General features: G+C 60.5%; 21 protein-coding genes. 5 read left to right on the top strand and 16 right to left on the bottom strand.

The genetic code is table 11. The features are described from left to right. Positions 1-15: 15 nt before the first annotated feature. On the top strand, positions 16-819 hold the full coding sequence (locus AU465_RS27170) for a thermonuclease family protein (protein ID WP_192255053.1): 804 nt from the start codon (positions 16-18) through the stop codon (positions 817-819). A 43-nt stretch (positions 820-862) separates the two neighbouring features. On the opposite strand, the gene AU465_RS27165 is transcribed toward AU465_RS27170, so the two are convergent. Together AU465_RS27165 and AU465_RS27160 are read right to left on the bottom strand one after the other, a co-directional pair. Next, positions 863-1,654, bottom strand: a complete 792-nt coding sequence (locus tag AU465_RS27165) for a hypothetical protein (protein WP_192255051.1) — start codon at positions 1,652-1,654, stop codon at positions 863-865. Beyond that, positions 1,651-2,016, bottom strand: coding sequence for a hypothetical protein (locus AU465_RS27160; RefSeq protein ID WP_192255049.1), 366 nt, complete (start codon positions 2,014-2,016; stop codon positions 1,651-1,653). Before AU465_RS27160 ends, AU465_RS27165 begins: the two co-directional genes overlap by 4 nt. A 22-nt stretch (positions 2,017-2,038) precedes the next feature. Between AU465_RS27160 and AU465_RS36770 the strand changes: the two genes are divergently transcribed. The 3 genes from AU465_RS36770 to AU465_RS27145 all read left to right on the top strand — a co-directional run bounded on the left by AU465_RS36770 (position 2,039) and on the right by AU465_RS27145 (position 4,324). Further along, complete coding sequence (locus tag AU465_RS36770) at positions 2,039-2,560, top strand: YuaX family protein (RefSeq protein ID WP_246506475.1); 522 nt, start codon at positions 2,039-2,041, stop codon at positions 2,558-2,560. After that, the gene (locus tag AU465_RS27150; RefSeq protein ID WP_192255047.1) at positions 2,550-3,431 is read left to right on the top strand and encodes a TIR domain-containing protein; all 882 of its coding nucleotides are present in this window, start codon (positions 2,550-2,552) and stop codon (positions 3,429-3,431) included. Before AU465_RS36770 ends, AU465_RS27150 begins: the two co-directional genes overlap by 11 nt. Positions 3,432-3,781: 350 nt before the next feature. After that, complete coding sequence (locus AU465_RS27145) at positions 3,782-4,324, top strand: hypothetical protein (RefSeq protein WP_192255045.1); 543 nt, start codon at positions 3,782-3,784, stop codon at positions 4,322-4,324. 36 nt (positions 4,325-4,360) lie between these two features. Here the strand turns inward: AU465_RS27145 and AU465_RS27140 are convergent, their stop codons facing one another. Both AU465_RS27140 and AU465_RS27135 read right to left on the bottom strand, forming a co-directional pair. After that, positions 4,361-4,741: a KTSC domain-containing protein gene (locus tag AU465_RS27140; protein ID WP_192255043.1), complete on the bottom strand. Its 381-nt coding sequence runs from the start codon at positions 4,739-4,741 to the stop codon at positions 4,361-4,363. A gap of 19 nt (positions 4,742-4,760) precedes the next feature. Beyond that, positions 4,761-5,930: an SH3 domain-containing protein gene (locus AU465_RS27135; protein WP_192255041.1), complete on the bottom strand. Its 1,170-nt coding sequence runs from the start codon at positions 5,928-5,930 to the stop codon at positions 4,761-4,763. A 116-nt stretch (positions 5,931-6,046) separates the two neighbouring features. Between AU465_RS27135 and AU465_RS27130 the strand changes: the two genes are divergently transcribed. After that, the gene (locus tag AU465_RS27130; protein WP_192255039.1) at positions 6,047-6,862 is read left to right on the top strand and encodes a hypothetical protein; all 816 of its coding nucleotides are present in this window, start codon (positions 6,047-6,049) and stop codon (positions 6,860-6,862) included. A 184-nt stretch (positions 6,863-7,046) separates the two neighbouring features. On the opposite strand, the gene AU465_RS27125 is transcribed toward AU465_RS27130, so the two are convergent. The 12 genes from AU465_RS27125 to AU465_RS27070 all read right to left on the bottom strand — a co-directional run bounded on the left by AU465_RS27125 (position 7,047) and on the right by AU465_RS27070 (position 23,396). Then, positions 7,047-7,646: a hypothetical protein gene (locus tag AU465_RS27125; protein ID WP_192255037.1), complete on the bottom strand. Its 600-nt coding sequence runs from the start codon at positions 7,644-7,646 to the stop codon at positions 7,047-7,049. Positions 7,647-7,869: 223 nt separating this feature from the next. After that, positions 7,870-9,054, bottom strand: coding sequence for a hypothetical protein (locus tag AU465_RS27120; RefSeq protein ID WP_192255035.1), 1,185 nt, complete (start codon positions 9,052-9,054; stop codon positions 7,870-7,872). 133 nt (positions 9,055-9,187) lie between these two features. Then, a complete protein-coding gene (locus tag AU465_RS27115; protein WP_192255033.1) occupies positions 9,188-9,688 on the bottom strand; it encodes a hypothetical protein in 501 nt (166 codons plus the stop codon). 194 nt (positions 9,689-9,882) lie between these two features. Then, positions 9,883-10,497: a hypothetical protein gene (locus AU465_RS27110; protein ID WP_192255031.1), complete on the bottom strand. Its 615-nt coding sequence runs from the start codon at positions 10,495-10,497 to the stop codon at positions 9,883-9,885. A gap of 147 nt (positions 10,498-10,644) precedes the next feature. Next, a complete protein-coding gene (locus tag AU465_RS27105; protein ID WP_192255023.1) occupies positions 10,645-13,593 on the bottom strand; it encodes a D-Ala-D-Ala carboxypeptidase family metallohydrolase in 2,949 nt (982 codons plus the stop codon). Between the two features lie 391 nt (positions 13,594-13,984). After that, positions 13,985-14,578, bottom strand: coding sequence for a helix-turn-helix domain-containing protein (locus tag AU465_RS35990; protein ID WP_210325274.1), 594 nt, complete (start codon positions 14,576-14,578; stop codon positions 13,985-13,987). A gap of 95 nt (positions 14,579-14,673) precedes the next feature. After that, entirely contained in the window at positions 14,674-15,261 is a 588-nt protein-coding gene (locus AU465_RS27095) for a recombinase family protein (RefSeq protein ID WP_192255021.1), read from the bottom strand. 256 nt (positions 15,262-15,517) lie between these two features. After that, a complete protein-coding gene (locus AU465_RS27090; RefSeq protein ID WP_192255019.1) occupies positions 15,518-16,549 on the bottom strand; it encodes a PIN domain-containing protein in 1,032 nt (343 codons plus the stop codon). Positions 16,550-16,693: 144 nt separating this feature from the next. Beyond that, positions 16,694-17,437, bottom strand: a complete 744-nt coding sequence (locus AU465_RS27085) for a M48 family metallopeptidase (RefSeq protein WP_192255017.1) — start codon at positions 17,435-17,437, stop codon at positions 16,694-16,696. Next, positions 17,424-20,756 carry a type I restriction endonuclease subunit R gene (locus AU465_RS27080; RefSeq protein WP_192255015.1) on the bottom strand — a complete coding sequence of 1,111 codons (3,333 nt, stop codon included), beginning with the start codon at positions 20,754-20,756 and terminating at the stop codon, positions 17,424-17,426. The genes AU465_RS27085 and AU465_RS27080 overlap by 14 nt, the downstream gene beginning before the upstream one ends. Continuing rightward, positions 20,753-21,928 (bottom strand): restriction endonuclease subunit S, encoded by a 1,176-nt coding sequence (locus AU465_RS27075; protein WP_192255013.1) that lies wholly within the window; start codon positions 21,926-21,928, stop codon positions 20,753-20,755. Before AU465_RS27075 ends, AU465_RS27080 begins: the two co-directional genes overlap by 4 nt. Further along, complete coding sequence (locus AU465_RS27070) at positions 21,918-23,396, bottom strand: type I restriction-modification system subunit M (protein ID WP_192255093.1); 1,479 nt, start codon at positions 23,394-23,396, stop codon at positions 21,918-21,920. Before AU465_RS27070 ends, AU465_RS27075 begins: the two co-directional genes overlap by 11 nt. Positions 23,397-23,419: the final 23 nt, after the last annotated feature.

Raw genomic sequence — 23,419 nt, 5'->3', positions numbered from 1 at the left:
CGGGGGGCGATGGGAATGGAGCCCGAGGACGACCTGAAGTCCCGTATCGAGGCTGCACTCGTTCGCGGCCACCTCAGCCAATGGCAACGCCAATTCCTCCTGGACATGCGCGACCGATTGGTGAAGTACGGCCCGCGTACGCGGCTGAGCGCGAAGCAGTGGGCAAAGCTCCATGAACTCGTTGGCCCCGCACCGCCGATCACCTATGCACCGTCCCAGACGCGCCCTACCCCGACGTCGCCTTACTGGCGGCAGCGCCGCAGACGAAGCCCTCTGGCTCGTGAGGCTCGGTACCTGGCATCCAGGTTCGTCAGGGCCTTTGGCTTCGCTTTAGCCCTGGTCATCGGGTCGTTGATCTACTCGTACGTCGTCAAGGGCGGGCACATCAATTGGCCAAGCATGCCGTCTTTCGCAAGGTCGGGCGGCGGGGACAGGGTGCCGCTCGCCAGAACACAGTTCACCATTACGGACGGCGACACCATCCGGCTTGACGGTGCTGCCAAGGGAACCCGGCTGGTTGGCTTCAATGCGCCTGAAAGCATCGAGCCGAGGTGCGCCGTTGAAGCAGACCTTGGTCGTCGGGCGAAGGCACGCCTGACAGAGTTGGTCGCCTCCGCAAAGCTCGAATTGAAAATGATTCCTTGCTCTTGTCCGGCGGGGACCGAGGGCACAGATCGCTGCAACTATGGGCGAAGTTGCGGCTCGCTGTTTGCTAACGGCCAAGATGTGGGCGACGTACTGATCTCTGAGGGGCTGGCTGTGCCGTTCGTCTGCGGCGCAACAAGCTGCCCGCCTACGCCCCGTCCGTGGTGCGAATAGACGTGCGGTCCGAAATCAGCCGGCGACACGCGAGCCAGGCCGGTTAGAGAAAGCGCTTGATCGCGTTGCCATACCCATTCGACGCTACCCAAGCCTTCAAATCGTCTGGGTCCACCTTGTTGTTGCCCGGCGCGTAGCGATTCTTGGTGACCAATCCCCAGAGCTTCCCGCGATGGAATAGCTTGGGCGGCGTTCGGCTGTACTGGTTGTAGGGACTTTGAGCTGAGTAGGCGCCCCCATATGTCCCGTATGTGTTGTGGATCGACGTTGGGGAAAACTTACTTCCAAATGGCCCATAGGAATTGAAAATGGATTCTTGATCGTGGGGGCTGGGATTCAGAGTACCGAGAAAGGTTCCGTCGTACGCCTCGATGTAGGTGTCACCTCGGGCCTGGCGCTCAGCTTTCTGTAGAAACGAGCCGTCAAGAATGGACGCGATATTGTGCGCTAAGGCGTCCAAGAATGGCTCGGGCGGTATCCGGTCGGAAATCCGGAGGTTAGCCGTAACGTGTCCCCGGTACTGCCCATCTATAAAGAGCTTCGGCGGGCTAGGCGTATAGGGATTGGCCAGACTGTAGGTGCCGTAAGGACTGCGGTAGGGCGAATAGAGGTTGAAAATGCTCGTTTGGCTGTACGGGCTGCCATATGGTCCGTACGGATTTTTGAACGAATCGCGGTCGTGGGGGTCATTGTTGATGTTTCCCAGGAAGACATCGTCGCCCCCTAGCAAATAGCTACCAGCCCTTCCTCTTGGGTTTGCAGCTTGCTTCGCATGCAATTCCGCCAAGAGCTGAGCCAGAATGTTCTTTGTGTCGTCGGAATCGTCCGCGCTCATGCTGACGTCTCCCCGTGAAGCGATTTCAACAGGCGGATCATTTCCTCGGCTGCTTTATCGACAGGTAGTGTGCTGATCAGCAAAGGCGCGGTTGCCAAGGCTATGTTCTTAGCTCGCAAATCCCTTACCTCCTTCATTGGGTAATGAAGTAAGGCCGTGGTCGCGACCGGCGGTATCGACCAGATAAACTCGTGCAGATAAAGCGCTTGGATTAGACACCCGATTCCAGCCACGAACAGAACCACCGACATTACGATGTAGAGCGTCTCCGTGCGGCGGTTGTCTCGCAAGACATCGTCGATTCGCTTTAGGATTTGCTCGATAGGTGTCACAGTCCGCCGCCCCACGATGTTCTTGCCCACGACTAGGCAAGGGTACCAATTATTGTCGCCCGATACCATCTGCGAAGACAGCGAAGCGCTGGAAGAGGCGAGCGTGTTCGACTTTCGAACTTCCTATCATCGGTGGCACCGTTCAGCCTCTTATAATCAGTGCATAACAGTGCGATTCGGGACCAGGCAACATGCTTTGGCCGCCTCGGACACCTATATTGCGGAAGTACTGAGGAAAGTGGGCAGGGCTCCGATGATGAAGATACAGGGGTTAGATAAGCTGACGAAGACCCTCGATCAGGCGCAAAAGGCCTTCAAGGAGATGGACGGTGAGCTTGGGACAGTAAAGTTCGATCCCGATGATCCAGCCAGCATCGAGGCCGCTATTCAAAGCGTCGAGTCAATGGTTGATGAGCGACTGGGTCCTTATGCATCCAACCCGATTGTAGCTCCCCTGATCGAGAGCATGAAGGAACAGTACAGGCAGGCCATTGTGGATCGTGCAGCGGAGGCACGAATCGAGCAGGAGGACGGACACGATATCGGGCGGGACGACAACCACGATGGCGAGTGATCTGTTCAAGGAGATTAACAACGCGCTTCTCGACCTTCAGGGATCGAACTACCAGACCTATCAGCGGCCCCTGAAAACGCTCGGTCGCCTCTTGCAAAACCCGGACCTGGCCGATTCCAACGCGGAACTCACGAAAGGGCTTGATCTAGATAAATTTCTCGCCAGCCAAGAGCCTCGTCACAGCTTGGAATGGCCAGAGGACACGGGAGAAGCACTGGGGCTCACACTGCTGCTTGTCCTGCGGTTCGCAGAGAAGCCTGACTTCCTGCCCACATTCGGCCACAGCTACTACCACTTCGGCACCAAGATCACCGGGGCTATTCACGACGTGACCCGACAGCTCCTCATTCCGTTCGTGCGCGACTACAAATCCTACGTGGTGGCTAGGCATAGCAGGGAGACTCGTTTGACGGTCCCGGGATCGAACAAGGTGTTCATAGTGCATGGCCACGACGAAGCTGCTCTTCAAGGACTAGCAAGGTTCATCGAAAGGCTCGGTTTAGAAGCGGTGATCCTCAAGGAGCAACCAAACCAGGGCCGAACAATCATCGAGAAGTATGAGGATGTCGCTATCGAGGTGGCCTTCGCCGTGGTGCTACTCACGCCAGATGACGTTGGAGCCTCCAAGGCTGGATCAGAGCAAAACCAGCGTGCCCGGCAGAATGTGATCTTCGAGCTGGGCTACTTTGCCGGGCGGCTTGGTCGTGGAAGAGTATGCTTGCTTCGAAAAGGTGACGTCGAAATTCCGTCTGATCTATACGGCGTCCTGTACATCGACTTGGATGCGTCAGACGGTTGGAAGAGCAAGCTCGTCGCGGAGCTGAAGGCCGCAAAGCTGGATTTCGATGCCAACCGAATGTGGCAGCAGTAGCCGTAGCTAGCGCTCGGCTAGAACGGGGTAGTTGGTCCTGCCCTAGTCCGCCTTACCCCTCACCGGCTCTGCCGGCGTCGGCATGCCCCACCGTAACCTTGCAGATCGCGCTGGCCATCGGTGGCGGCGTTGCGGACCCCTGGGCTGGCATGTTGGGGTAGACATCTAGCGACGGCTCAAGGTTACCCATGATGTCCCGCATAGCGCGGGTCCATTCGCGGATGGCGTCGTGGCTGGTTGCACGCTGGAATGTGCCCCTAAGTGCCCTCGCCGCGCTAGGCCATTACTGTGCTACTTGCGGCGGTGGCAGAATCAGACGAAACCGCACCGATGGTGTGGGGTTGGACCAAATGCTCAAAGCTATGTTGATCGCAGTAGCGCTCGCTTTTCTTCCATCTGCGGCGTGCGCCGGGGAAGGGGGCAAGCTCGAAGCCCTCGTGGAAGACATTTGCATCGGCGGCCGATTGGACGAAAGCCTCCTCGGCACAATGGTCAAGCAGGTCGCGCAGTTCTACGAAATGAAGGTGAAGGAACTTGCGCTCGATGACCTACGACTGGCAATGCCAGAGGCAACGTCTGGGTGGGGTATATATGCTGGCGACGAAGCATTTATTATCAGCTTTGCGCGGAAACCGGCGAACCCTGGAACCAGCCAGAGTTGCACGATCACTACCAAGACCTCCGACACGGCCGGGATTAAGGCGTTCGTCGAGCAGAAATTCAGAAGCCGAAAGATGGTTGACGAAACACAGGGGTCATCGTCGATTATCGCGTATGAGTTGGCCTTGCTTGGCTTCTCAAAGCCCCTGTATCTAAGCGTCCAAACCTCCAAATCGACGGACCCTCGGCTGCAATTCACGTCGGTTTCAGTCTACGATGTCCCAAATCCGTAGTGCAGCTAGAAGCGCCGCTACGTCGTCAGGGATGATCTAGAACTGCGGCACGGGCTTGTCCCGACAGCCGAACTTACCGCCTGTTCCCGAGTCCTTGATGTTCGCGTTGTAGAACCGGCCCTTGGACTCTGCTGCCAAAAGCGCGGTCACCGTGCCCTGGTCAATCTCGCAGTAGTGGTACCAAGTCTGCTTGAGACGAATGAGCATGTAGGAGTGCTCGGCGTTGTAGCAGACGCGCTTGACCACGCTGCTGTCTAGCTCTGCTGTGCATTCGAACTTGGTGAGGTCCACAGGGCCGCGATACTTCACGTCTACGGTCTCGGCGTGGAGTGGCCCCAAGGCGGCCACCAAGACGACACCGGCAATTGCAGCCCGGAGTCCACGGAGGCGAAAGAGAATTCCAAACCTCGCTGTCATAATACCTCCTTGGCGGTGCCTATTGGCAGCACACCTTGCGAACGTACGTGTTACCGAAGGTTGCGTAGGCGTCGTCGGGGATTGCGCCTCTCGCCTTCATCTCGCTAACCAAGGTCTTAGCCATAGGCCCGTCGAAGGTGTTGTCGAGGGTGATCGCGAACCACCCGTTGGTAGCTAGGTAGGCGGAGAGCGGTATGGATGATGTTCGGACGAAGGCCTCGGCCTCAGCGTAGTTGTCGAAGCTCTTGACCTGGATGTGGCGCCGCCCAAATGGTCCGCTATCGTACTGATCGACGTGAACCCAGGTATCGTGCATGTAGCCGACCTGATTCCCTGCCTGGACTCGGTACCACCGGCCGCTACTGCCCAGGATCGCCACTGGGCTCCCATTCCGCAGTACAGCGACATTCGTGGACCTTCCCTCCGGCAATGCTTTGAGGGGTGCCGAGCCCTTAGGGTGCCCTATCCGGCCAGAATGAGCTTCAGGGATCACGAGCGATGGGTTGGCAGAAGGTGGAGGCGTGGAGGTTGCTGTCGGCGGGGTGGGCAGGGGCGGCGGCATCGGGGACGGCACCGAACTTGCCACGCTTGGTTGACCCGCGTCGGGGGTGAAAGTGACGACCTTGTACTTCGCCATCTCGCTCATGGAGAGGTAGCGGATGTCGTTGCTGTCATATTGCAGCGAAAGCTGGAGCAGAGCAGGGTCCACACCCATCTCGATCATGTAGGTAATAACGTCGGCAGTGATTTGCTGAACGGCGGAGACAGCCTCTTGGGTGCTCAGCGGAATGTCGCCTTGAAACGATGACTTGTGGACACCTATGGACCCCGCCTCGGCAAAGCGTATCACTCCCCCCAAGAAGGCCAACGAGCAGGCAGAGGCACACTCAGAGGCCCTAAACTGCGCGGTCCCCATGCCCAGCCTTCGAATTAGCCGGCCCAGGTCCATAGCCTTCTGAATGTTGCCGCCTGGAGACCGAAATGTAACTGCCGTTGCAGCGCTGGATCGAGCCAGGGCCTCAAAGACCGACAGGTCATCCTGATAGGCAAAATCGCCTGACACCAAAATGTAATGGAGTCCGCCGTCAGTCTGCCCGGCTTGGAACTGCAACCCGGCGCGAGCGGGCGATGCACCAAGCAATGCCGACACAACCCACAGCACTATCAGAGTTGAGAAAACGCGAAACATGGCCCCAAGCACTACCCCACGTCGAAGTCTAGCGTCGGCAGGCCGAAGTTGTCGAATCCTTGTTGCGAAAATAATGAATTTCCGCGTGGAGTCTTATTGTCACGGGGAGGAATCGAATGGGCGAGGCCAAGCAGCGAAAGACATTCTCTCAGCGAATTAGAGAAGACCAGCCGTTCTGCATCTTCTGCGGCGGGGAAACGCCGAGCGAAACGGTGGAGCACTATCCGCCCCGCAGCATCTTCGATGGCAAGCACCGGCCCAAGGGCATGGAGTTCGGGGCGTGCAAGGAATGCAACGAGGCGTCACGCGAGGCGGACCTCGTGGTAGCAACGCTGAGCCGCATGATGCCCGACCCAAAGACTGCGGCTGGGCGCGAGGAAGTGCGGAAGCTCATCAACTCCGTGTGCCGCATCCCGGGGTTCGCCCAGGAGTTCCACCCGGAATGGAACCAGCCTGCCACCTTGCACCGCCTTCGTGACATTGCGCCTCGGCTCCCCTCATGGAACTTCGTGCGGATCAACGGACCCATCGTAGCAAAGTCGATGACGGTCTTCGCCGCGAAGCTTGGCCTTGCGATGCACACCGCGACCACTCGGCGCATCCTACCGACCTCTGGGGCCATCGCGATCCAATGGTACTCGAACCTCCAGGCTTACCAAGATGCCCTGCCTAAAGAGTTCCTGGCTATGTGCGGGCCAGGGCGAACCCTCCGCCAAGGCAACTTCGAGGTGGGCGAGCAGTTTCGCGTCGCTAGTGTGGTGCCCGACGAAGACGGCTCGATGTCAGCTCATTTCGCCTCGTTCCGGCAGTCGTTCGCCGTCCTGATGTTCGCAACGGAGCAGCCGGAAGAGGTTCATAAGGGCTGGTCGGTATCGCCGGGATTCCTCAAGCGCCCCCTCACGGTGGTCCCGGTGCAACAGACCCGTAGCTGATAGAGGGCTTCGCCCCTCATCGTCACCTTAAGGTAGTGCGATAGCCCGGTGCTTTAAGCAGTCACATTGAGTACCAACTCCTGGTGGGCCGACGATGAAGAGGGCGGAGGCCTTCCATAACCCCCCTAGGCCACACCTGGAGCCTATAGCAGCGAGTTATTTCGCCAAACGGCGACGGGGCAGATTATTTGGTGCCTTTTTGATAGATAGCATCAACCGCGCCGTGGTCGGCCAACTCCCGCCACCCGGAAGGTGTCATCCCTTCGAGCAGTATGGTTCCGTACAGTTTAGGGTCGGCGGGCAACTCGTTTGTCGTCCTGAATGTTGAAATGCCCGCTGCCTGCAAGCTCTGGAAAAACGCCCGCGAAGCCTGGTCCGGCGAGGCCGAGGGGGGCACAGATACCAAAGCCGCTTTGAATAAGTCTTCAACTGCCCTTTGTTCAGCCGGTTTCCAGACTTTTCCGTCCGCAACGTAGTTCGTTATCTGGTTGACCTGGGCGGCCGCCAACTGTGTTCGAATGGTCCCGTTCTCGTTCTCCAGCTTGGAGATTGTCGCTTCAAAGCCGGAGAACTTTAGGGCCAACTGGGTCCATTTCGGCGTGGTGAGGAGAACAACCCCCAGCGTTGCGAAAGCGAATAGGCCTGTGGCCAGGACGATAGTGGGGACTGGAACTCGCAGCATCCGCAAGAAGGTGCCGCCAACAAGGGCAGCTCCGATTGGGAGACTAAGCACAATCGAGGCTACCACCGCCCAATTGAAAACAGTTTCCGGCACTATGGTCATTTGATCCCCCTCTTTGGCGCTACTCAAGGATTAGCCCGTCAAAGCAAAGCCAATTTCAGGTGCGGCAAGTCCCGTCTGGAACCGCAATGCAGCCCATCAACAACGAACAACGCCGACACCACAAAGGCAAGAAGACTTCGATCTGGGATTTGGATAGGCACAGAATCTTGGTGCTGTCGGCTCTCACCGGGGCTTCGGGAAGCAGCCTAGAGGGCCTTGCCACTTAGCAGCGCGTTCCCGTGCCCTTCTGATCTACGGGGAGCGCAACACCGACGAGCCGCCTTGACTCCTCCAGCATAGCCGTCCTGGTGGCCGCCGTGTTGCCCCCTGCTACGAGCACGCAATCGTGGATTGGCAGCGCAACTACGCCCTGTCCGCAGAGCCGAAGTAGCACCGCCACGAGGATGCTGCTTTCGATGTTCGCAAGTGTTGGCCCAATGTTGGTTCCTAGGAGGTGAGCAATCGCGGGATGCCGCGCCGCCACCGCCGCCTCAAGCCCCCGAGCAGTCCAACCCTCGGGAAGCAGCTCGCGAAGCTCTCCGGCGAGCCGGCACAAACGTCCTTCCCGGAAGAAGAGAGACGCCACGGCCTTCTTGGCGGCCGGACGGTACCCCTCCAGGCCAGGGATGTCGTATGGGTCTTTGGATGGCAATGCTGCCCCGCTCAGCGCGTAGGCAAGGTGAACGTACATGGCGCGAAAGTCCAACTCCACTAGGCGCTCGCCGCTGATGGTGAGACCCGCCCGCTCCGCGCGAGGGAGGAACTGCCAGGAGCCCCGAAAGAGCCTACCATGGCCATCGAAGGAAGCCGGTGCGTCCACGCTGCCAATGTGGAAGACCCGAACGAGTTGGTCAGGCGGCAGCCGCTCGCCCCATAACCTTATGTCGGCTCCCGCCAGGGCGGCATTGATGGTCCCCATCTCAGCGCGAAGACGAATGGTCTCATCAGTGTCGTCGTAATCCACCAAGACCTTTGGGCGGTTCCTGCCAGCCGTCGCCTTGAGGACGATAGTCTCCCCTCCTGGTGCTCGGCCGATGTCGCCTACTGCCGCCCCTACGCCCGCCAGCATCGCCTTGAACCCCGGCGCGGGCTCGATGGTTGTCCGACGCTGCTTGAAGACCGCCTCATGGTACAGAACCAGCCGCTCGTCGGCCATGGACTTGAGGGTCTTGATGAGTGGACCTCGCGGCAGCTCCTTGCGGTCATATCGTGTGGCGGCCTGCTTATCGGCCTGGATGACGATTCGAGTTCTTGGCGGGTGGCGGAGGGCGACGAGCGCAAGGCTGGCCACAAGGTTCTGGACAATGGCGAGGCGGCGCTCGGCGGCGTCTCCTCGGGGCTTACGGTTGGAGTTGCGGCCGGAGGACGCCTCAAGCTTGGCGTGGAGAGTGGCTGCCAAGCTGTCCAAGGGGGAACCCTCTCGGGGGGTCAGCCACGGGTCGTGCATGATGGCGAGGGACGGGGCCGGACCCGCCGCCCCAACCACAGAGCCGGTGCCTCGAAGGACCAATGCCCCCTCGGCGCCCTGGTCCGATCTCTCGTCAAACTGCGTCAAGTCTGCCCCCCGCCGCCTCTGCCACCTCGCGCACCGCCTCCGAGTCCGCCACGATCCCGGCGATGTCCTCGATGGTCTGCCCGAGGAGCCGCATGAAGATTCCCTCCGCGCGTGGATACCGCGAGAGGGTGCGGTACTTGGCCGACCGGAAGTGGGTGCCCGACGCTAGGCGGTGGGCCATCTTGGCGATTTGCACGTGCTGAAACTCCACATTGGCGCGAGGTCCGAGGGCTAGCTGGGCCGCCTTGACGGTGAGCGTGATGAGGAGGAGCTGCTCGCCCCGCTTCCCGGCCTCACGAAGCCGTGCCAGGGCATTTCGCACCTTCTCTTCGGTGCTCAGCCAGCGGGCCTCTTGCGCCTTCCTGGGGCCGCCGCTGCCGGCGATGAGGTCACCCAGGGCGGAGACCACGCGAACTACGGTCGCCTCGTCCCGATGCGTCTTGAGCCACAGCCTCGCCGCCGCTTGGAATGGCCCCAGCTCTGCCATCGTGTAGCTCCGCCGCCAGTGGGTGCCGTGGCGGCGTCTGAACTCGACGTGGCGCTTGCACAAAGTATCCGAAAGCCCGTTGCGGGCGGAGCGCTGAGTGAGGTTCTGGCAACCCCACGCGGCGCAACGCCGGGGTGCGAGGTCGGAAGGTGCGGCGGCTCGGTACTCGATGTCTGCCAGCGTCCCACGCGCCATCACGGCCCCTCCACTAGGACCGAATGCGAGGCCGGCTCTACATATTCGACCGCAGTACCGGGTTCGGCGCGGGCGAACGATGGCACGTTCTCGCGGCGGTACCTGAGGGCCGCATCGTAGGCGGGACCCTTCGCCAGCCGCGTGGCCTCCTTCGTGCCGGGATGGAGGGACCCTTTGGTCACCAGCGGACGGAAGCCCCAGCGACCTTCTCTTAGCGCCGTGGCCACCTCAAGGAGGGTCTGGTAGGCGGCATACGGTTTCCCGTCAGCAGCTCGCCCTGCCCGGCGCTTCGCCGCCCAAATGTACCCTGCCGGACCCACATGGGCGTAGAGTTCGGGGTGGGCAGAGACTTGGACCGACATCCCCGGCTCGGCCAGCGCGAGGACGCGGCGGACCCCGTGCGCCAACATGGGAACTTGGAAGCTCGTGCTGCCTCCGCCCCACAGCGCCCCCTCGCGCCCGCCGCCTGCAAACACCAGGCCGTAGCTGCCAACCGGGTAATGGTCCCGCGTCCGTACCTTAGGCGTCGGCTCGTGCCACGCCACAAGGATGGCCTTGAGCGTGTCGGGGCATCCGATGTCGTGGGGCGTGAACCCGCAGTCAGAGACGGTCATTTCCTTGCCTCTCCGTGCTTGCGTCGAACTTTGCGGACTTTGGCGGCGGGAGCCGGAGTCGGCTCGGGAGCCTTGGGGGATTCCGGGACAGCCGGAGTGTCTTTGCGGCCAAACGGCCACAGCCATGAAAGCATGATGGGTGTTCCTTTAAGCTAGAGCGTCCCTGGCCCAGGCCGGGATGGAGTCGCTCGAATGGGATGGTCCCCAGGCGCGGCGCTTGCCGATGTCCAGGTGGATGGAGTTCGCGTAGACCCCGATGCCGCCGAAGCCTTGAGCCCTGGCCGCCTGGATGAGCTTCACCCGGTCAGCCCTGGAGAGGTGCGACACGTCGATGTCCACTGCGTTCCCGTGGATGTGCTGGGAGTGCTTCGCCCCGCCAGCCCTGGCGTTCCGCTGGGTGTCGCGGAAACCCGAGACGATGGGGAGCGACTGACCGAAGGACTTCTGGAGTTCCGAGACCTTCGACTTGAGGGCCGGCTTCAGGTGCTCCATGTCGGGCTGGTAGCCGCGCTTGGCGCTGGTGATGAGGTCTGCAGGACCATTGCCCCCACCCTGCCCTTCCTGCTGCTGGAGCCACTCGCGGAAGCCTGCCTCGGGGTCCGTCGAGGCGACCTGGATGGAGCCGCCCTTCTTGACCTGGCCGAGAGTCTCCCGAAGGGCACCCTGGCGTCCCGGCAGCGAGGCCCATTCCTGGCCCAGGCTCCGCATGAACTCGGCGTCCGACATCTGGCCTGACTGCCACCGGGAGAGCCCACGGCGCTCCAGGAGGGCCATGCTGAGCCGGTCCTGCATCTTGCGGTCGAATAGCTCGTCGCCGGACAGCCCCAGTGCCCGCCGTAGGCTGCGAAGCGTCTTGCGGACGATCTGGTAGCGGCCCACGGGCGAGGCGTCGAAGTCGTTCTCCGGGTGGGAGAGTATCTGGGTCTGGAGCTGGTCGATCTGGTCGAGCGTCATGCCCTCCAGATTGACCTTGCCCCCGGTGAACTTCCCGTAGCCCAGGGTCTCGTTATAATCCTCGCCCTTGTCCGTACCCTCGGTGTGTCCCAGGAGGTTCAGGAGAGGCGCCACCGGAGTATTGCCGGCGGAGGATCTTCCGTCCTCGAGCATGGGAGGGTTCCGAAGGAGGGAGGTCAGCCTGGTGCGGGTATCCTCGTTGAGGGCACCGCGGTCGTCGGGACTCTGGGGCTGCTCCTGGGGCTTGCTCCCGAAGCCTAGCAAGGAGCCGATTCCGGAGACGATGTTGCCGATCATCCCGAACCCGCTCGGAGCGCTGTCGGCGGGGACCTCCTGGGCAGCGCCAGGTCGAGCCTCCGGCGTTGGTCCGGCGTCGTTCCGCTCTTCTTCAAGCAGCATCTCGTGCGCCACTTCCGGCGAAATGTTGTACTTGCGGGCCAGCTCATTGGCAGCGTCCGCTCGTGGGCCAGGAGGCAGGGGCGTAGAGGCATCGCTCGGTGTTTCGGCCGCTGGCGGTTGCTCGGCGGGCTGCTGGCTGGCGGGGCCGGCAGGGGGCTCTGCGGGGCTTTGCGGCTGCTCGGCCTTCGGCTGCTGCTCGCCAGGCTGCGGGTAGACGCCTTGTTGGCCCTTCTCGTCGGCCTCCGGGTTGGCCACGATGCGGTCGCGGATCGACTTGCCGATATCCATGGCCGCCTTCTCGCGTTCCATGATGGTGGCATTCGGATTGTCTGCGGACCACTGGAGGAGCTGGGTGCGGTAGTCGTAGAGCGCCCTCGCCCCATCATCGGTCAGACCCCGAACCTGATCCATGAAGTCCATCGGGCCTTGGCCCGTGGCGTTAGTGATCATCTTCACGGTGTCCTTGTAGGCCGGCGACTGGAGGATGCCGTCCGACTGGCTGGCCTTCTCAACGGTATGCACCCGGTCGAGCATCTGGGTCAGCGTCTTGGGGTCACGGATGACACCCTTGGCGCGAAGCTCCAGGACATAGGCCGTGCCTGCCCCGCCGTCGATCTTGGAGAATGCCTCCATGAGCGCGTCGGGGTCCTCCGCCGTATCACCCTCCAGGATGCTCCGGCGATACCCTGGGAGCTTGGAGCGGAACTCGGGGTCGCGCTTGCTGATCTCCTTCAGGGTGTCTTCCGGTATCTGGTACTTGGCGTCGGCGTTGATCTTGGTGAGTTCCCCGGCGACCAGGGCGTTGTGCCGCGCCTTGTCCTCCTTCTCCTCCTGGGCCGCCAGGGTGGTGGCAGCGGAGGCCAGCTTGGAGCCGATATGCTCGCGGGCGGCATATATCTTCTTGCGCACCTCCACGTCAGACGAGATGGCGTACTCCTTGCCGGGGAGCCTGCGGTCGAGGAGGGTCAGGAGGTCCTCGTTACTCGACTCCTCTGCCTGGAGGATCACGCTGTCCACCAGGAAGCCGTCCACGTCCTTCTCCAGGTTCCGCTTCAGAGCCTCGTCACGCGCGCCCATGAGGGTGCCCCAGAGGGTCTCGTAGTCGATGCCGCTGCCGGCAGCGCGAGCGTCGCCTCCGGCCCTGCTGATGTGGTCCGTCATGGAGGCACCGGCGGCGGCCAGGGCTCCCCCGTAGACGGTATCAGCGCGGTCCTTGGTGAAGTTTGCGTAGCCGCCCGAGAAGATTTGCTCCAGGTGCGGGTTGAGGCCAGCGAGGACCTCGGGGTCCGTATCCTCCCCGACATGCTCCTTGAGGAAGCCGCCGACGAACTCCTTGAACTTCTCCGGGTCTCCAGAGTTGCGGTCTGGCCACTGGTTGTAGGCCACGTCGAACTGGTCGATGAGCTGGCGGCCCCGGACATCGCCCTGGGTCGCCTTGTACCACTTCATGTAGGTCGTGGACTCATGCGGGGGGATGAGGCCCCGCTTCACAGCCTCGTCCTGGCCCTCGCCGCTGTTGACGTAGGCGTCCCGGATGGCCCGCTGCTTGTCCGCCTCGTCGCCCTTGGCCTTGCGCTTGACCATGAAGTCGCCCAGGCCGTCATCCAGCGCGGCGAGACCCTCGGCCAACTGGTGGAGGCTGCTCGGGGCCGGGTCTGCGGGCCTGACGTAGGTGTTGACCGGGGCGGCGATGCCCTGAAGTGCGGAGGGCGCGGAGATTTCATGCACGGGTGCTCGTGCCATGATTGGCGTTGTCCTTTCTGATTGGGAGGTGGTGTTTCGTCCGGCAGCATCAGGCAGCTATGCGCAGGGCTTGGCGTCGATGGGCCGCGCGGCATCATGCCGAGCGACATCTGTTGTCCAAGTAGGAGGGTATTAGCCGGCCAGCGGCGACCAGCCTGAGCTGCTATCAAGTAGCTGGGTATTCAAGTACGCGCCTAATCGCAGGCCGCCACCGCCTGTCCAGCTATCAAGTAGGTCCCTATTAGAGCACGCCCCTAGACAGAGGCGGCGGCGACAGGCCCGCTTAGCTATTTCAAGTACACGCCCATTGTGTCCCGCCGAACGGCCCACCATCTCGGCTATCAAGTACAAGGCTATTTCAAGTAGGTGCCTAACGTTCTGCCATGAGCAGCTAGCCGGCACCCGCCAACACCCGGTCGAGCCTCGCCACAAGGTCTCGGCCTTTGCCAGTCAGAAAGAAGACCTTCTTGCGGCCGTTGTCGGGGTGTCGCGCGGTCTCGACTAGGCCCAGGCCGGGAGTTCCCTCGCGGTAGCCTGAGCCCAGATATCGAAGATGCTGGGAGATTGTGGTAGGCGAAACGTCTACGCGGTCGGCAAGCTCCTCAAGCGTCATCGCATTGTCGGGGCTCCGGGAATCGAATCCGCAGATTGCAGCCGCCAGGAAAGCAATGGAGATGCCGAGCGGCATATCCCTGGCCTGCGATTTGATGAGGCGCGTAGCCTCAAGGAAGCGGCCAATGGCCGGACTCACGCCAGCACCATCGAACGGCCCGCGCTCCCGGTGGACGTAGCACTGGGCGACCTCTTCGCGTATCGAGATGACGTGCTGAAGCCAACTCTCAAGGCCATGCCCCTCGCGCCAGTCCATCAAGAAGGGACCGATCTCGAAGTCTTGAAGGCAGTCGAGAGCGAAGCTGACGGCGGTCGCTGGGTCTTGGAATGCGTCGGCAGATACCGGGAGCGGTGCTGGGGTCGGGGTCGTCATGCGCAGTCTCCTGTTAGAGTCGCGCTCCCCAGTATGGTCACGCAGCGCCCGCAGGCAACAAGTTTAACCTGTGCAATGACGGAGGGTGCGGCCCCCTAAGCCGACCGGAGGATACGGAAGACACTCGCCCTGCCGATGCCCAGCTCCTCGGCGATGGCATCCCCGGTCTTGCCCTCTGCCTTGAGCCTGATCACCTCGGCGGCTTTGCGCTGGGCGGTGGGAGCACGCCCCTTGTACTTCCCCTCGGCCTTTGCCTTGGCGATGCCCTCCCGCTGTCGCTCCAGCATCAGCTCCCGTTCGAACTCTGCGATGGAGCCCAGGAGGTTGAGCATGAGCTTGCCTGTCGGGGTTCCGGTGTCGAGGTTCATCGCGAGGATGCGGAGGGCGACGCTCTTGGCCCGCAGCCTGGCGGTGATCTCCACGAGGTCCGCCACGGAGCGGGCCAGCCGGTCGAGCTTGGTGACTATGAGGGTGTCTCCCTCCCGCACGTAGTCCAAGGTCCTCTCCAGCTCCGGCCTCGTGGCGGCCACAGAGGACAGCTCCTCGCGGAAGACCTTGGCGCACCCGGCTCCGGCGAGGTCCCTTAGCTGGGCCTCAAGTCCTGCCTTCTGGTCAGTGGTGGATGTGCGGGCGTAACCGACGAGCTGGCCGGCTCCGGTGGGCGTGGTCGCTGGGGTCTTCATCAAAAGGCGCTCCGATTGGGATCACTGGACTCAAAGACCCTCTGATCCAATAGTCTCAAAATGTCAATACCCATTCTTATGATACGCATTTGCACAGGGTTTCGGCGGACTCGCTAGGGCAAGCCCTAGTGATACGTCCAGCAACTACAACTTTGGGGAGATGGCACAGGGGGAGGCACAGGGGGATGATCTCCCGCCGCGACGCGAGGACGAAGGCTCACGTGGGGCCATATCTGAGATTTTCCAGTAGTCTCGGCTACTTTAGGTCCTCTTCGATGCTCACCCAGAGGGGTCCTCCATTGATAAAGTGCATTCCTTGAATTTCTTCCGGAATCCCGCGCTCATCCGTAAGGACCGTCATGGTGAACCGGACGTGGAAAGTATCGTCAACCACACCACTAATCTCTTGCCAAGGATAAGCCCGTTTGTCCTCGCTGTCGTAAAACGCAGTGGTCATATCCATTCCCGAATAGTCAATTGTCGCATAGAGCCTCATCATGCCCGTAACTAAAATCTCTTCCTCATCGGTCTCAAACTCATCCAGCTCAAGAATTTCCAGAGCGTTCAATGACTTAACATAACCGTCCAACTCTGGGTTTCCTTTGATATATATCTGAAAATCGTTAATCTCATGTTCGGCAATTTCGTGAATTTCTTCCTCGTACCTTGCAATAAAATGCTCAATATCCTGCGAAGCAATCGAGAGATTTAGCGAGTCGAATAAGTCCTGCACCGTGGCCTTAACTTTTATCAGGTCATTCCCACTCGATATGGCCGCGTAGTCACTGTCGCTAGTTAGAACCAAAATCTCTCCCGCTTCGGTAGAGTACTTCTCCAAAAGTTTGTAGATAAATGCATCCGGAAATTGGTCTTTCTTAGCCTCTCCATTAAACATTCCCCTCCCCCTGGAATAGTCTTCTAGAACGCTGTACGGCTCAATCGAATCTGCGTTCAAAACTGTGGCGCTGAGGTCCTTTAACAACGCGTCAAATTCCGCTTTATTCCTTTCCCAGACGCGACTTTCGGTCTCTTCAGAAGATATGTCGGGCAGCTCCACGCCTGTTACAGCCTGAACCAACGCCCTAACGTGCGGCTTTAGTGAGTTGCCAATGCTCTTAAGGTCATGGGCTGTGAAATGCCTAGTAACCTCGTTTATGGTAATATCCGTAGATACGACCTCAATCTTACCAGAATTGACTAAATTCTTTATCGCCCGAATGACGTCTTTACCGGGTGGCCGGCCATCCGCGATATAAATGTTGGCGTCGATAAACACTTTTGTCGGCATCAAAGGCTCTTGTGGGTCTGAGCGGCTGGGATTTCCGCGTTCGATTTGTGATGGATGTCAATTTCAACGAGACCGGGCGCAATCCTCTTCCCTTGCCTCATCCTGTCACTCGGCACTGATAAGCCCCACGCATAGCTCGATCTTTCAGTCGTTCAAGATGATCTCAGCGCTATGGTCGAGGCGCGATTTGATCGCCTCCCAGCCCGGCATCGAGCGGGTGAGAAGGCGGAAGAACTCGGGGCTGTGATTATGTTCCCTGAGGTGGCAAAGCTCGTGGGTGATCACATAGTCAATCGCCTCGCGCGGGGCCTTGACCAGGAACGGATTGAGGGTGACCGAGCCGCCCGTCGCACAGCTTCCCCATTGTCGCTTCATGTCGAGCAACCGGAAAGGCGGCGGCTCCTGGACCCAGGGCAGTGCCCTGGAGATTGCCTCGATGCGGCCGGCGAAATAGTCCCGCGCCTTGGCGCGATACCAGGCCCGCAAGCGAGCCCGGAGCGCGGCCTCGTCGGTGTTGTCGGTCGCTATGACAAGCAGGCCGCGCTTCAGCTTGATGGACCGCTCGGCCTTGGGGACCTGTATGATTTTCAGGACGTGGCGGCGGCCGAGATACAGCGCCTGCTCGCCGCTGACATATTGGCGTGGCAGGACATGCGCGAAGCGTTTCCTGGCATCGGTGACATGCCGGACAACCCAGCGGGCGCGTTTCATCACGGCCTTGCGGATGGCCTCCTCGCTGGCGTCCTCGGGTGCCTCGACCTCGACGGCTCCATCGGGATGAACATGGATGGCAATGCGCTCGCGCCGGGCAGAGTTGACCCGCACGACATAGGCGATGTTCTCGTTGCCGTAGCGCAGCGTCGACAGGTTGCGCTCAGAGAGTGCCACGGGAAGCCCCCAGGCGAACGATCTCGACGATGCGGTCCACCAGAGCCTGGGCCTTGTCCAGCCCTCCCAGCGCCTTGAAATAGCGCGGCAGAAGCCTGGTCCGGATGTCGGCCTCGATGTTGGCCGGATTGATCGAGAACGTCGCCACCGCGTTGCTCACGATCGCGTCTATGTAGAAGGCCTCGGCGACAAGCCAGTCCTCGCCACGATCCCGCGCGGCGACTTCGCCCAGGACGATTGGGAACAAACCGAAATAAGCCTGAGCATGCGGATTGTCCGGGAAGCGGTCGGGGACGTGCGGATTGGCCCGCATCCGCGCCTTTTCCTCTAGGTCCTTGAACAGGATGTATTGCTTGTGCGGGTGATCGAAAAGCGATTCCGCCTCCTTGATCGCCTGCCGCAGGAGGTCAGAAAACACGGCCTGGGCGTAGGGGTCATCGGCCAGCGTCTGCTCGATGGTTTTGGTCAGCCGGGTCTTGATGACATCGGTTTCGGCACGGGCCTTGTCGGCGCTCCAGGCGGAGGCGTCATAGCCGGCCTGCTTGTTGTCCGTGAAGCCGGTGAGGTCGATGACGCCTTCCGACTCCCTGATCTCGACGCCGACGACCTGTTTGTCCACCAACTTGCGTATCTGCTCTTCGTACGCCGAGAAGTCGACCGTCTCCATCGCATCTTGTTTCGCCTGGATGCGCAGCTCGATGAAGAACTTCAGGTCCTTCTTGTAGTCGGCGATCGTTGCTTCGCTGAAGGAGCCATCCTCGAAGAAGGCGCGGGATGAAAGCGCCAGCTTCAGGCACATGCCGAACTCCGTCAGCGCTGCGTAGAAATCCTCGCGAACCTTCTGGTTTCGGTCATAGCTCGCGCCGTCCTCGCCTAGCACCGAATCCGGCGTCAGCACCAGGCGGAATTGCTCGCGGTCGCCCTTGTTCTTCACCCCGGCGAAGATTGCCCACAACGCTGCATGAGCGGCGAAGATTGCCCACAACGCTGCATGAAGGCCCGGCAGGCGCTTGTACTCGGTTGAGACGTTGGCGAAGGTACCTTCGATGTCTTCGATGTCGTAGCCACCCTGGGTGCGCTCAGCGAGGTCCTGGTAATCTTTCAGCGAAGTGTCGAGTTCCTTCAGGATGCCGCGATAGTCGATCAGGAAGCCGTACTGCTTGGCCTCATGCAGCCGGTTCACCCGTGCGATGGCTTGGAGCAGATTGTGCTCCTTCAGGTATTTGTCGATGTAGAGCACCGCGTTGCGGGGTTCGTCGAAGCCGGTCAGCAGCTTGTCAACGACGATCAGGATGTCCGGCTTGCCGGGCGTGGCGAAATCCTCGATGACGCGTCGCTCGTAGCCCTGCGGGTCGTTGCCGACGTTGGCCGCCCACCATTTCTGCACTTCCGGAGTCTTCGACTCGTCGGTGTCCTCATGGCCTTCGCGGGTGTCGGGCGGCGAGATGATGACGGCGCTGGTGACGAGACCCGTGGCGTCGAGCGCCTGCTTGTAGCGGATGGCAGAAAGCTTGCTGTCGGTCGCCAATTGCGCCTTCAGGCCGGTGCCAAGCTCCTTGAAGTTCTGCGAGAAATGCGTGGCAATGTCCCAGGCGATGAGGTCTATACGATTGCCAGCCCGGTAGACGCTGCCACGGGTGGCGAACTTCTTCTTCAGGTCGGATTGCTGCTTGTCGGATAGCCCCGTGGTAATCTTGTCGAACCATTTGTCGATTGCCTCGGCGTTCACATCGACCACCGGCCGGCGCTCCTCATAGAGAAGCGGGGTAACGGTCCCGTCCTCCACCGCCCGCTGCATGGTGTAGGCGTGGAGGATCGGCCCAAACTTATTCTGCGTCTTGTTGTCTTTCAGAAGCGGCGTCCCGGTGAAGGCGATGAACGCGGCGTTAGGCAGAGCCTTGCGCATCCGCTCATGGTTCTCGCCGCCATGGCTGCGATGCCCCTCGTCGACCAGCACGATAAGGTCTTCGGAAGCGTTGTGGCATTCCTTGAAGCGAGTTGCCGAATTGAACTTTTGCAGCAGCGTGAACATGATGCGCTCGGTGCCGGAGCCGATGCGCTGCGCCAGGTCGCGACCTGATGAGGCCTTGGCGTTCTCACCGTCCTTCTTCGTCGCCACCGCAGAGCCGAAAGCGCCGCCCGCCATAAAGGTGGTTGACAGCTGGCGCTCCAGGTCAACCCGATCGGTGATGACGATGATGCGGCAACGGGCAAGGGCGTCGTGGATCAGCAGCGCCTTCAGCAGAAAGACCATGGTGAAGGACTTCCCCGAGCCGGTAGTGTGCCAGATGACGCCACCCTCGCGCCCGCCGTCGCGATTGCGTGTTTCCATCCGCCCCAGCATCGACTTGATGCCGAAGACCTGGGGATAGCGGGCGGCGATCTTGCCGAGCTTGCGGTCGAAGAGGAGGAAGTAGCGGACGAACTCCAGCAGGCGATCGGGCCGCAACAGGGAGACTATGAGCCGATCCTGTCCCGTCGTGGCGACAGGCTTCGACCAGAGGCCATCGAAGAAGGCGCGGACGTCGGGCGGGCGCTCGGCGAAAAGCGCGGAATGCTGCTGCGTTGTCAGACTGGCGATGACCCTCGTTTCGATGTCGGCGGCGGGTATCTCCTCCTCGCGCCACAGTGACCAGAATTTGGCCGGGGTCTCCGTGGTGGCGTATTTGCCGTCCTGCCCAGAGATGGAGAACAGGAGCTGGGCATAGGCATAGAGCGCGGGGATACCGTCCGGCTTCTGGTTGCGGAGATGCTGCGAGACGCCCTCGGCCAGCATGAGCTTTTGGGCATGGCTTCCGGTCGGGCGCTTGGCCTCGATGACGGCGAGCGGGATGCCGTTGACATAGAGAACGATGTCGGGCCGAAAACGCCCGTGCCCGCCCTCCCGTTCTACAGAAAGCTCCTCAGTGACGTGGAGGCGGTTTCTTGCGGGGTCCGCGAAGTCGACTAGCGGCACAGTGACTGAATGCTTGTGACCGTCCGGCATGAACTCGGACACGGTGACGCCAAAAGCGAGATGCTTCCAGATCCGCTCGTTGGCTGGGGTGAGGCCCTCGTTGAGGCCGCTGTCGTTGAGCGCCTTCAAAACCTGGTCAACGCCGCTGGCGGAGAGCGCATGGCTCGCGCCGCGATACGGAAAACGCCAGGTGAAGAGATGGTCGCGCAGCACAGTTTCCAGCAACACCGCCCGTTCGCTCCCTCGCTGCCTCAGGCAGTCGGCCGGCGACAGATGGTACCAGCCGAGTTTCATCAGGAGTGCGAGCGCCGGGACCTTGGCCTGGGTCTCTTCGTCGGTCCTAGGGCGCTCTGGGGCGTTCACGCCGTCACCCGCCGCTTGCCAGTGAGCAGTTGCTGCATAAGGGCCGACCTTTCCGAAGCCAATAGCTGTGCTTTCAAAGCTAGACGCTCCACTGATTTCGCGGCGACAGCGAGCGTCTCAACGATAGCTTCTTGCTCAGCCAAGCTGGGCAACCACAAGGGGATTTTCCGCATGTCTGCCTGATTGAGCTTGGAACGCGTCCCAGAGTTTGTAAAAGCAGTGATATCCTTGTGAACCAGTGAAAAGAAAAGCCATTCCGTTTTGCAGTTTGGTCTAGCCCTCAGCACGTGGGCATGGTTGTTCACCCAACATTTTCCAAGAGACAGATTGGCGATCGGCCGCGTCGCGTATTCATCAAAATAGCCTCCGTCTTCTGCGAGGAGCACGAGCGGTTCGTCAAATATGAAATCGGAAACATAATCGACGATCCCGTTTGCGCCCCAATAGGGTATGAGACCCGGCATAGCGCGGCGCTCACCTTCGTTTAAAGGCACCCGTTTCCTATCTAGACATTCGGCGACATCTTCGACCGTGAATTGACCCCAACTGTCCTTCTGGAATTCTGCGTAGCGCCGCTGCCCCGTGAGCAATTGCTGCATAAGAGCCTGCTTCTGCGCCACAGCGCTGGCGAGCAGTTTCCCGGTCGTCTCGATGGCCGCGTCCCAGGTAGACAGAATTTCGACAATCTTCGTCTGTTCGGGGAGAGGAGGAAGCGGGACTACGATGGAGGAAAGAATGGCTTGGCTGAGGTTTGAGATATTTGTTCCGCCTCCGCCCCGGCTGATTTGATCCTTCACTATTCGGGTTTGCATGAGAGCGGACGCGTATTGGGGCTTAATGACGGTCTCGTTAACACGTCCTCGAATGGTGAAGCCCGAGAAAGAAAGCGGGGTCTCGACCTTCGGAAAATACATGCATCGCCCGATAAGGTCTTTGTTGCCGTTTGATCGAACAAAAAGCAGGTCACCCGATCGGAGATAGTCATCGTGGCTCAACCGCCCAACGAAACTCAGCTCAATGTCGTCGAACGAAGTCATTGTCTGGCGCTGCCAAAAATGCGGAATTCCCACGACACGGACTTGCTCGCCGCCGCTGTCCTTCAGAAAATTTAGACCGTTTCGAAAAGATGCGATTGCGCCAAGACGCTGAACTTGCCACCCCTCAGGCACCATAGCCGAGTTCCTTTAGGTATCCCTCCATTTTGGCCTCAAGCTCGGCCATCTCAGTCTTCAGCTTCAATCGTTCAGCCCGCACCGCCATCAGGTCGATCTGCTCCTCCTCCTCGAAGGTGTCGACGTATCGCGGGATGTTGAGGTTGAAGTCGTTGTCGGCAATCTGCTTGGTCGTCGCGAGGTGGGCGTACCCGCCGATTGAGACGCGGTCATCGAAAGCGGCGAATATTTTCAGAAGCTGCTCCTCGCCCAGCCGGTTCTGATTGGCGTCGGCCTCGTATTCCCGCGAGGCGTCGATGAAAAGCACGGTGTCGTCAGGCTTCTTCTTGCGGAAGACGAGAATGGCGGCGGGGATGCCGGTGCCGAAGAACAGTTTTTCGGGCAGGCCGATGACCGTATCCAGAAGGTTCTCCTCGATCAGCTTGCGGCGGATTTCGCCCTCGCTCGATCCCCGGAAGAGAACGCCGTGCGGCACGACGACAGCCATGCGGCCGGTCTTTGGCTTCATGGTCTCGATCATGTGCAAGATAAAGGCATAGTCGCCCTTGGTCTTCGGCGGCAGGCCTCGGCGGAAGCGGCCGAAGCGATCATTGGCGGCTTTCTCAGATCCCCATTTGTCGAGACTGAAGGGTGGATTGGCGACGACCACATCGAAATGGCGCAACTGGTCATCCGCCGTGCGCAGCTTCGGGTTGCCGATGGTATCGCCCCACTCGATCTGGTGATTGGTCTCGCCATGCAGGAACATGTTCATCTTGGCCAGCGCCCAGGTCGAGCCGATAGCCTCCTGGCCATAGAGCGCATACTTCCTGGAACTGGTGTGCCTGGTGATCTCCTGGCCGCATTTCATCAGCAGCGAGCCCGAGCCGCATGTCGGATCGCAGATGTCGTCGCCTTCCTGGGGTTCGACAAGTCGCGCCATCATGGTGGACACCTCGGCGGGGGTATAGAACTCGCCCGCCTTCTTGCCGGCCGACGCCGCGAAACGCGAGATGAGGTATTCGTAAGCCCCGCCGATGATGTCGAGGCTCCCGACCCGGCTCGGCCGTAGGTCGAGGCTGTCCTTGGCGAAGTCCTCCAGGAGCAGGCGGAGGATGTCGTTCTTTTGCTCCTCGTCGCCGAGCTTGTTGGCGTTGAAGGAGATGTCCTGGAATACGTCGCGCAGTTTATTGCCGTTCGCCTCCTCGATGGCATGGAGCGCCTTGTCGATGCGCTCGCCATTGCCGGCCTTGTGGCGGTCGCGATGGAGATCATAGAAGCTCGCGCCCTTGGGTAGCACGAACTGCTCGTTCTTCATCAGCGCTTCGATGAGGTCGGGATGGTCGCCGTGCTCCCTGCGATAGGTCTCATAGTGGTCCTTCCACACATCTGAGATGTATTTCAGGAACAACATGGTGAGGACGTAGTCCTTGTAGACCGATGCGTCGACCGTGCCCCTGAAGTGACGTTGCCCCCAGTTTCTATCCAGCTTTGAGTTCGTTTCCGGCGTGG

Origin of the sequence: Mesorhizobium silamurunense (assembly GCF_014843905.1) — a bacterium.
Lineage (GTDB): Bacteria > Pseudomonadota > Alphaproteobacteria > Rhizobiales > Rhizobiaceae > Mesorhizobium > Mesorhizobium silamurunense.
Note: the sequence above shows the minus strand (reverse complement) of the source record. Positions and strands in the feature narration are given on the sequence as shown.

Bases quoted from the DNA above. Each gene is read 5' to 3' on its own strand.
- AU465_RS27170 (WP_192255053.1), top strand. From the start codon at position 16: ATGGAGCCCGAGGACGACCTGAAGTCCCGTATCGAGGCTGCACTCGTT.
- AU465_RS27165 (WP_192255051.1), bottom strand. From the start codon at position 1,654: ATGAGCGCGGACGATTCCGACGACACAAAGAACATTCTGGCTCAGCTC.
- AU465_RS27150 (WP_192255047.1), top strand. From the start codon at position 2,550: ATGGCGAGTGATCTGTTCAAGGAGATTAACAACGCGCTTCTCGACCTT.
- AU465_RS27145 (WP_192255045.1), top strand. From the start codon at position 3,782: ATGCTCAAAGCTATGTTGATCGCAGTAGCGCTCGCTTTTCTTCCATCT.
- AU465_RS27140 (WP_192255043.1), bottom strand. From the start codon at position 4,741: ATGACAGCGAGGTTTGGAATTCTCTTTCGCCTCCGTGGACTCCGGGCT.
- AU465_RS27135 (WP_192255041.1), bottom strand. From the start codon at position 5,930: ATGTTTCGCGTTTTCTCAACTCTGATAGTGCTGTGGGTTGTGTCGGCA.
- AU465_RS27130 (WP_192255039.1), top strand. From the start codon at position 6,047: ATGGGCGAGGCCAAGCAGCGAAAGACATTCTCTCAGCGAATTAGAGAA.
- AU465_RS27125 (WP_192255037.1), bottom strand. From the start codon at position 7,646: ATGACCATAGTGCCGGAAACTGTTTTCAATTGGGCGGTGGTAGCCTCG.
- AU465_RS27115 (WP_192255033.1), bottom strand. From the start codon at position 9,688: ATGGCAGAGCTGGGGCCATTCCAAGCGGCGGCGAGGCTGTGGCTCAAG.
- AU465_RS27110 (WP_192255031.1), bottom strand. From the start codon at position 10,497: ATGACCGTCTCTGACTGCGGGTTCACGCCCCACGACATCGGATGCCCC.
- AU465_RS27105 (WP_192255023.1), bottom strand. From the start codon at position 13,593: ATGGCACGAGCACCCGTGCATGAAATCTCCGCGCCCTCCGCACTTCAG.
- AU465_RS35990 (WP_210325274.1), bottom strand. From the start codon at position 14,578: ATGACGACCCCGACCCCAGCACCGCTCCCGGTATCTGCCGACGCATTC.
- AU465_RS27095 (WP_192255021.1), bottom strand. From the start codon at position 15,261: ATGAAGACCCCAGCGACCACGCCCACCGGAGCCGGCCAGCTCGTCGGT.
- AU465_RS27090 (WP_192255019.1), bottom strand. From the start codon at position 16,549: ATGCCGACAAAAGTGTTTATCGACGCCAACATTTATATCGCGGATGGC.
- AU465_RS27075 (WP_192255013.1), bottom strand. From the start codon at position 21,928: ATGGTGCCTGAGGGGTGGCAAGTTCAGCGTCTTGGCGCAATCGCATCT.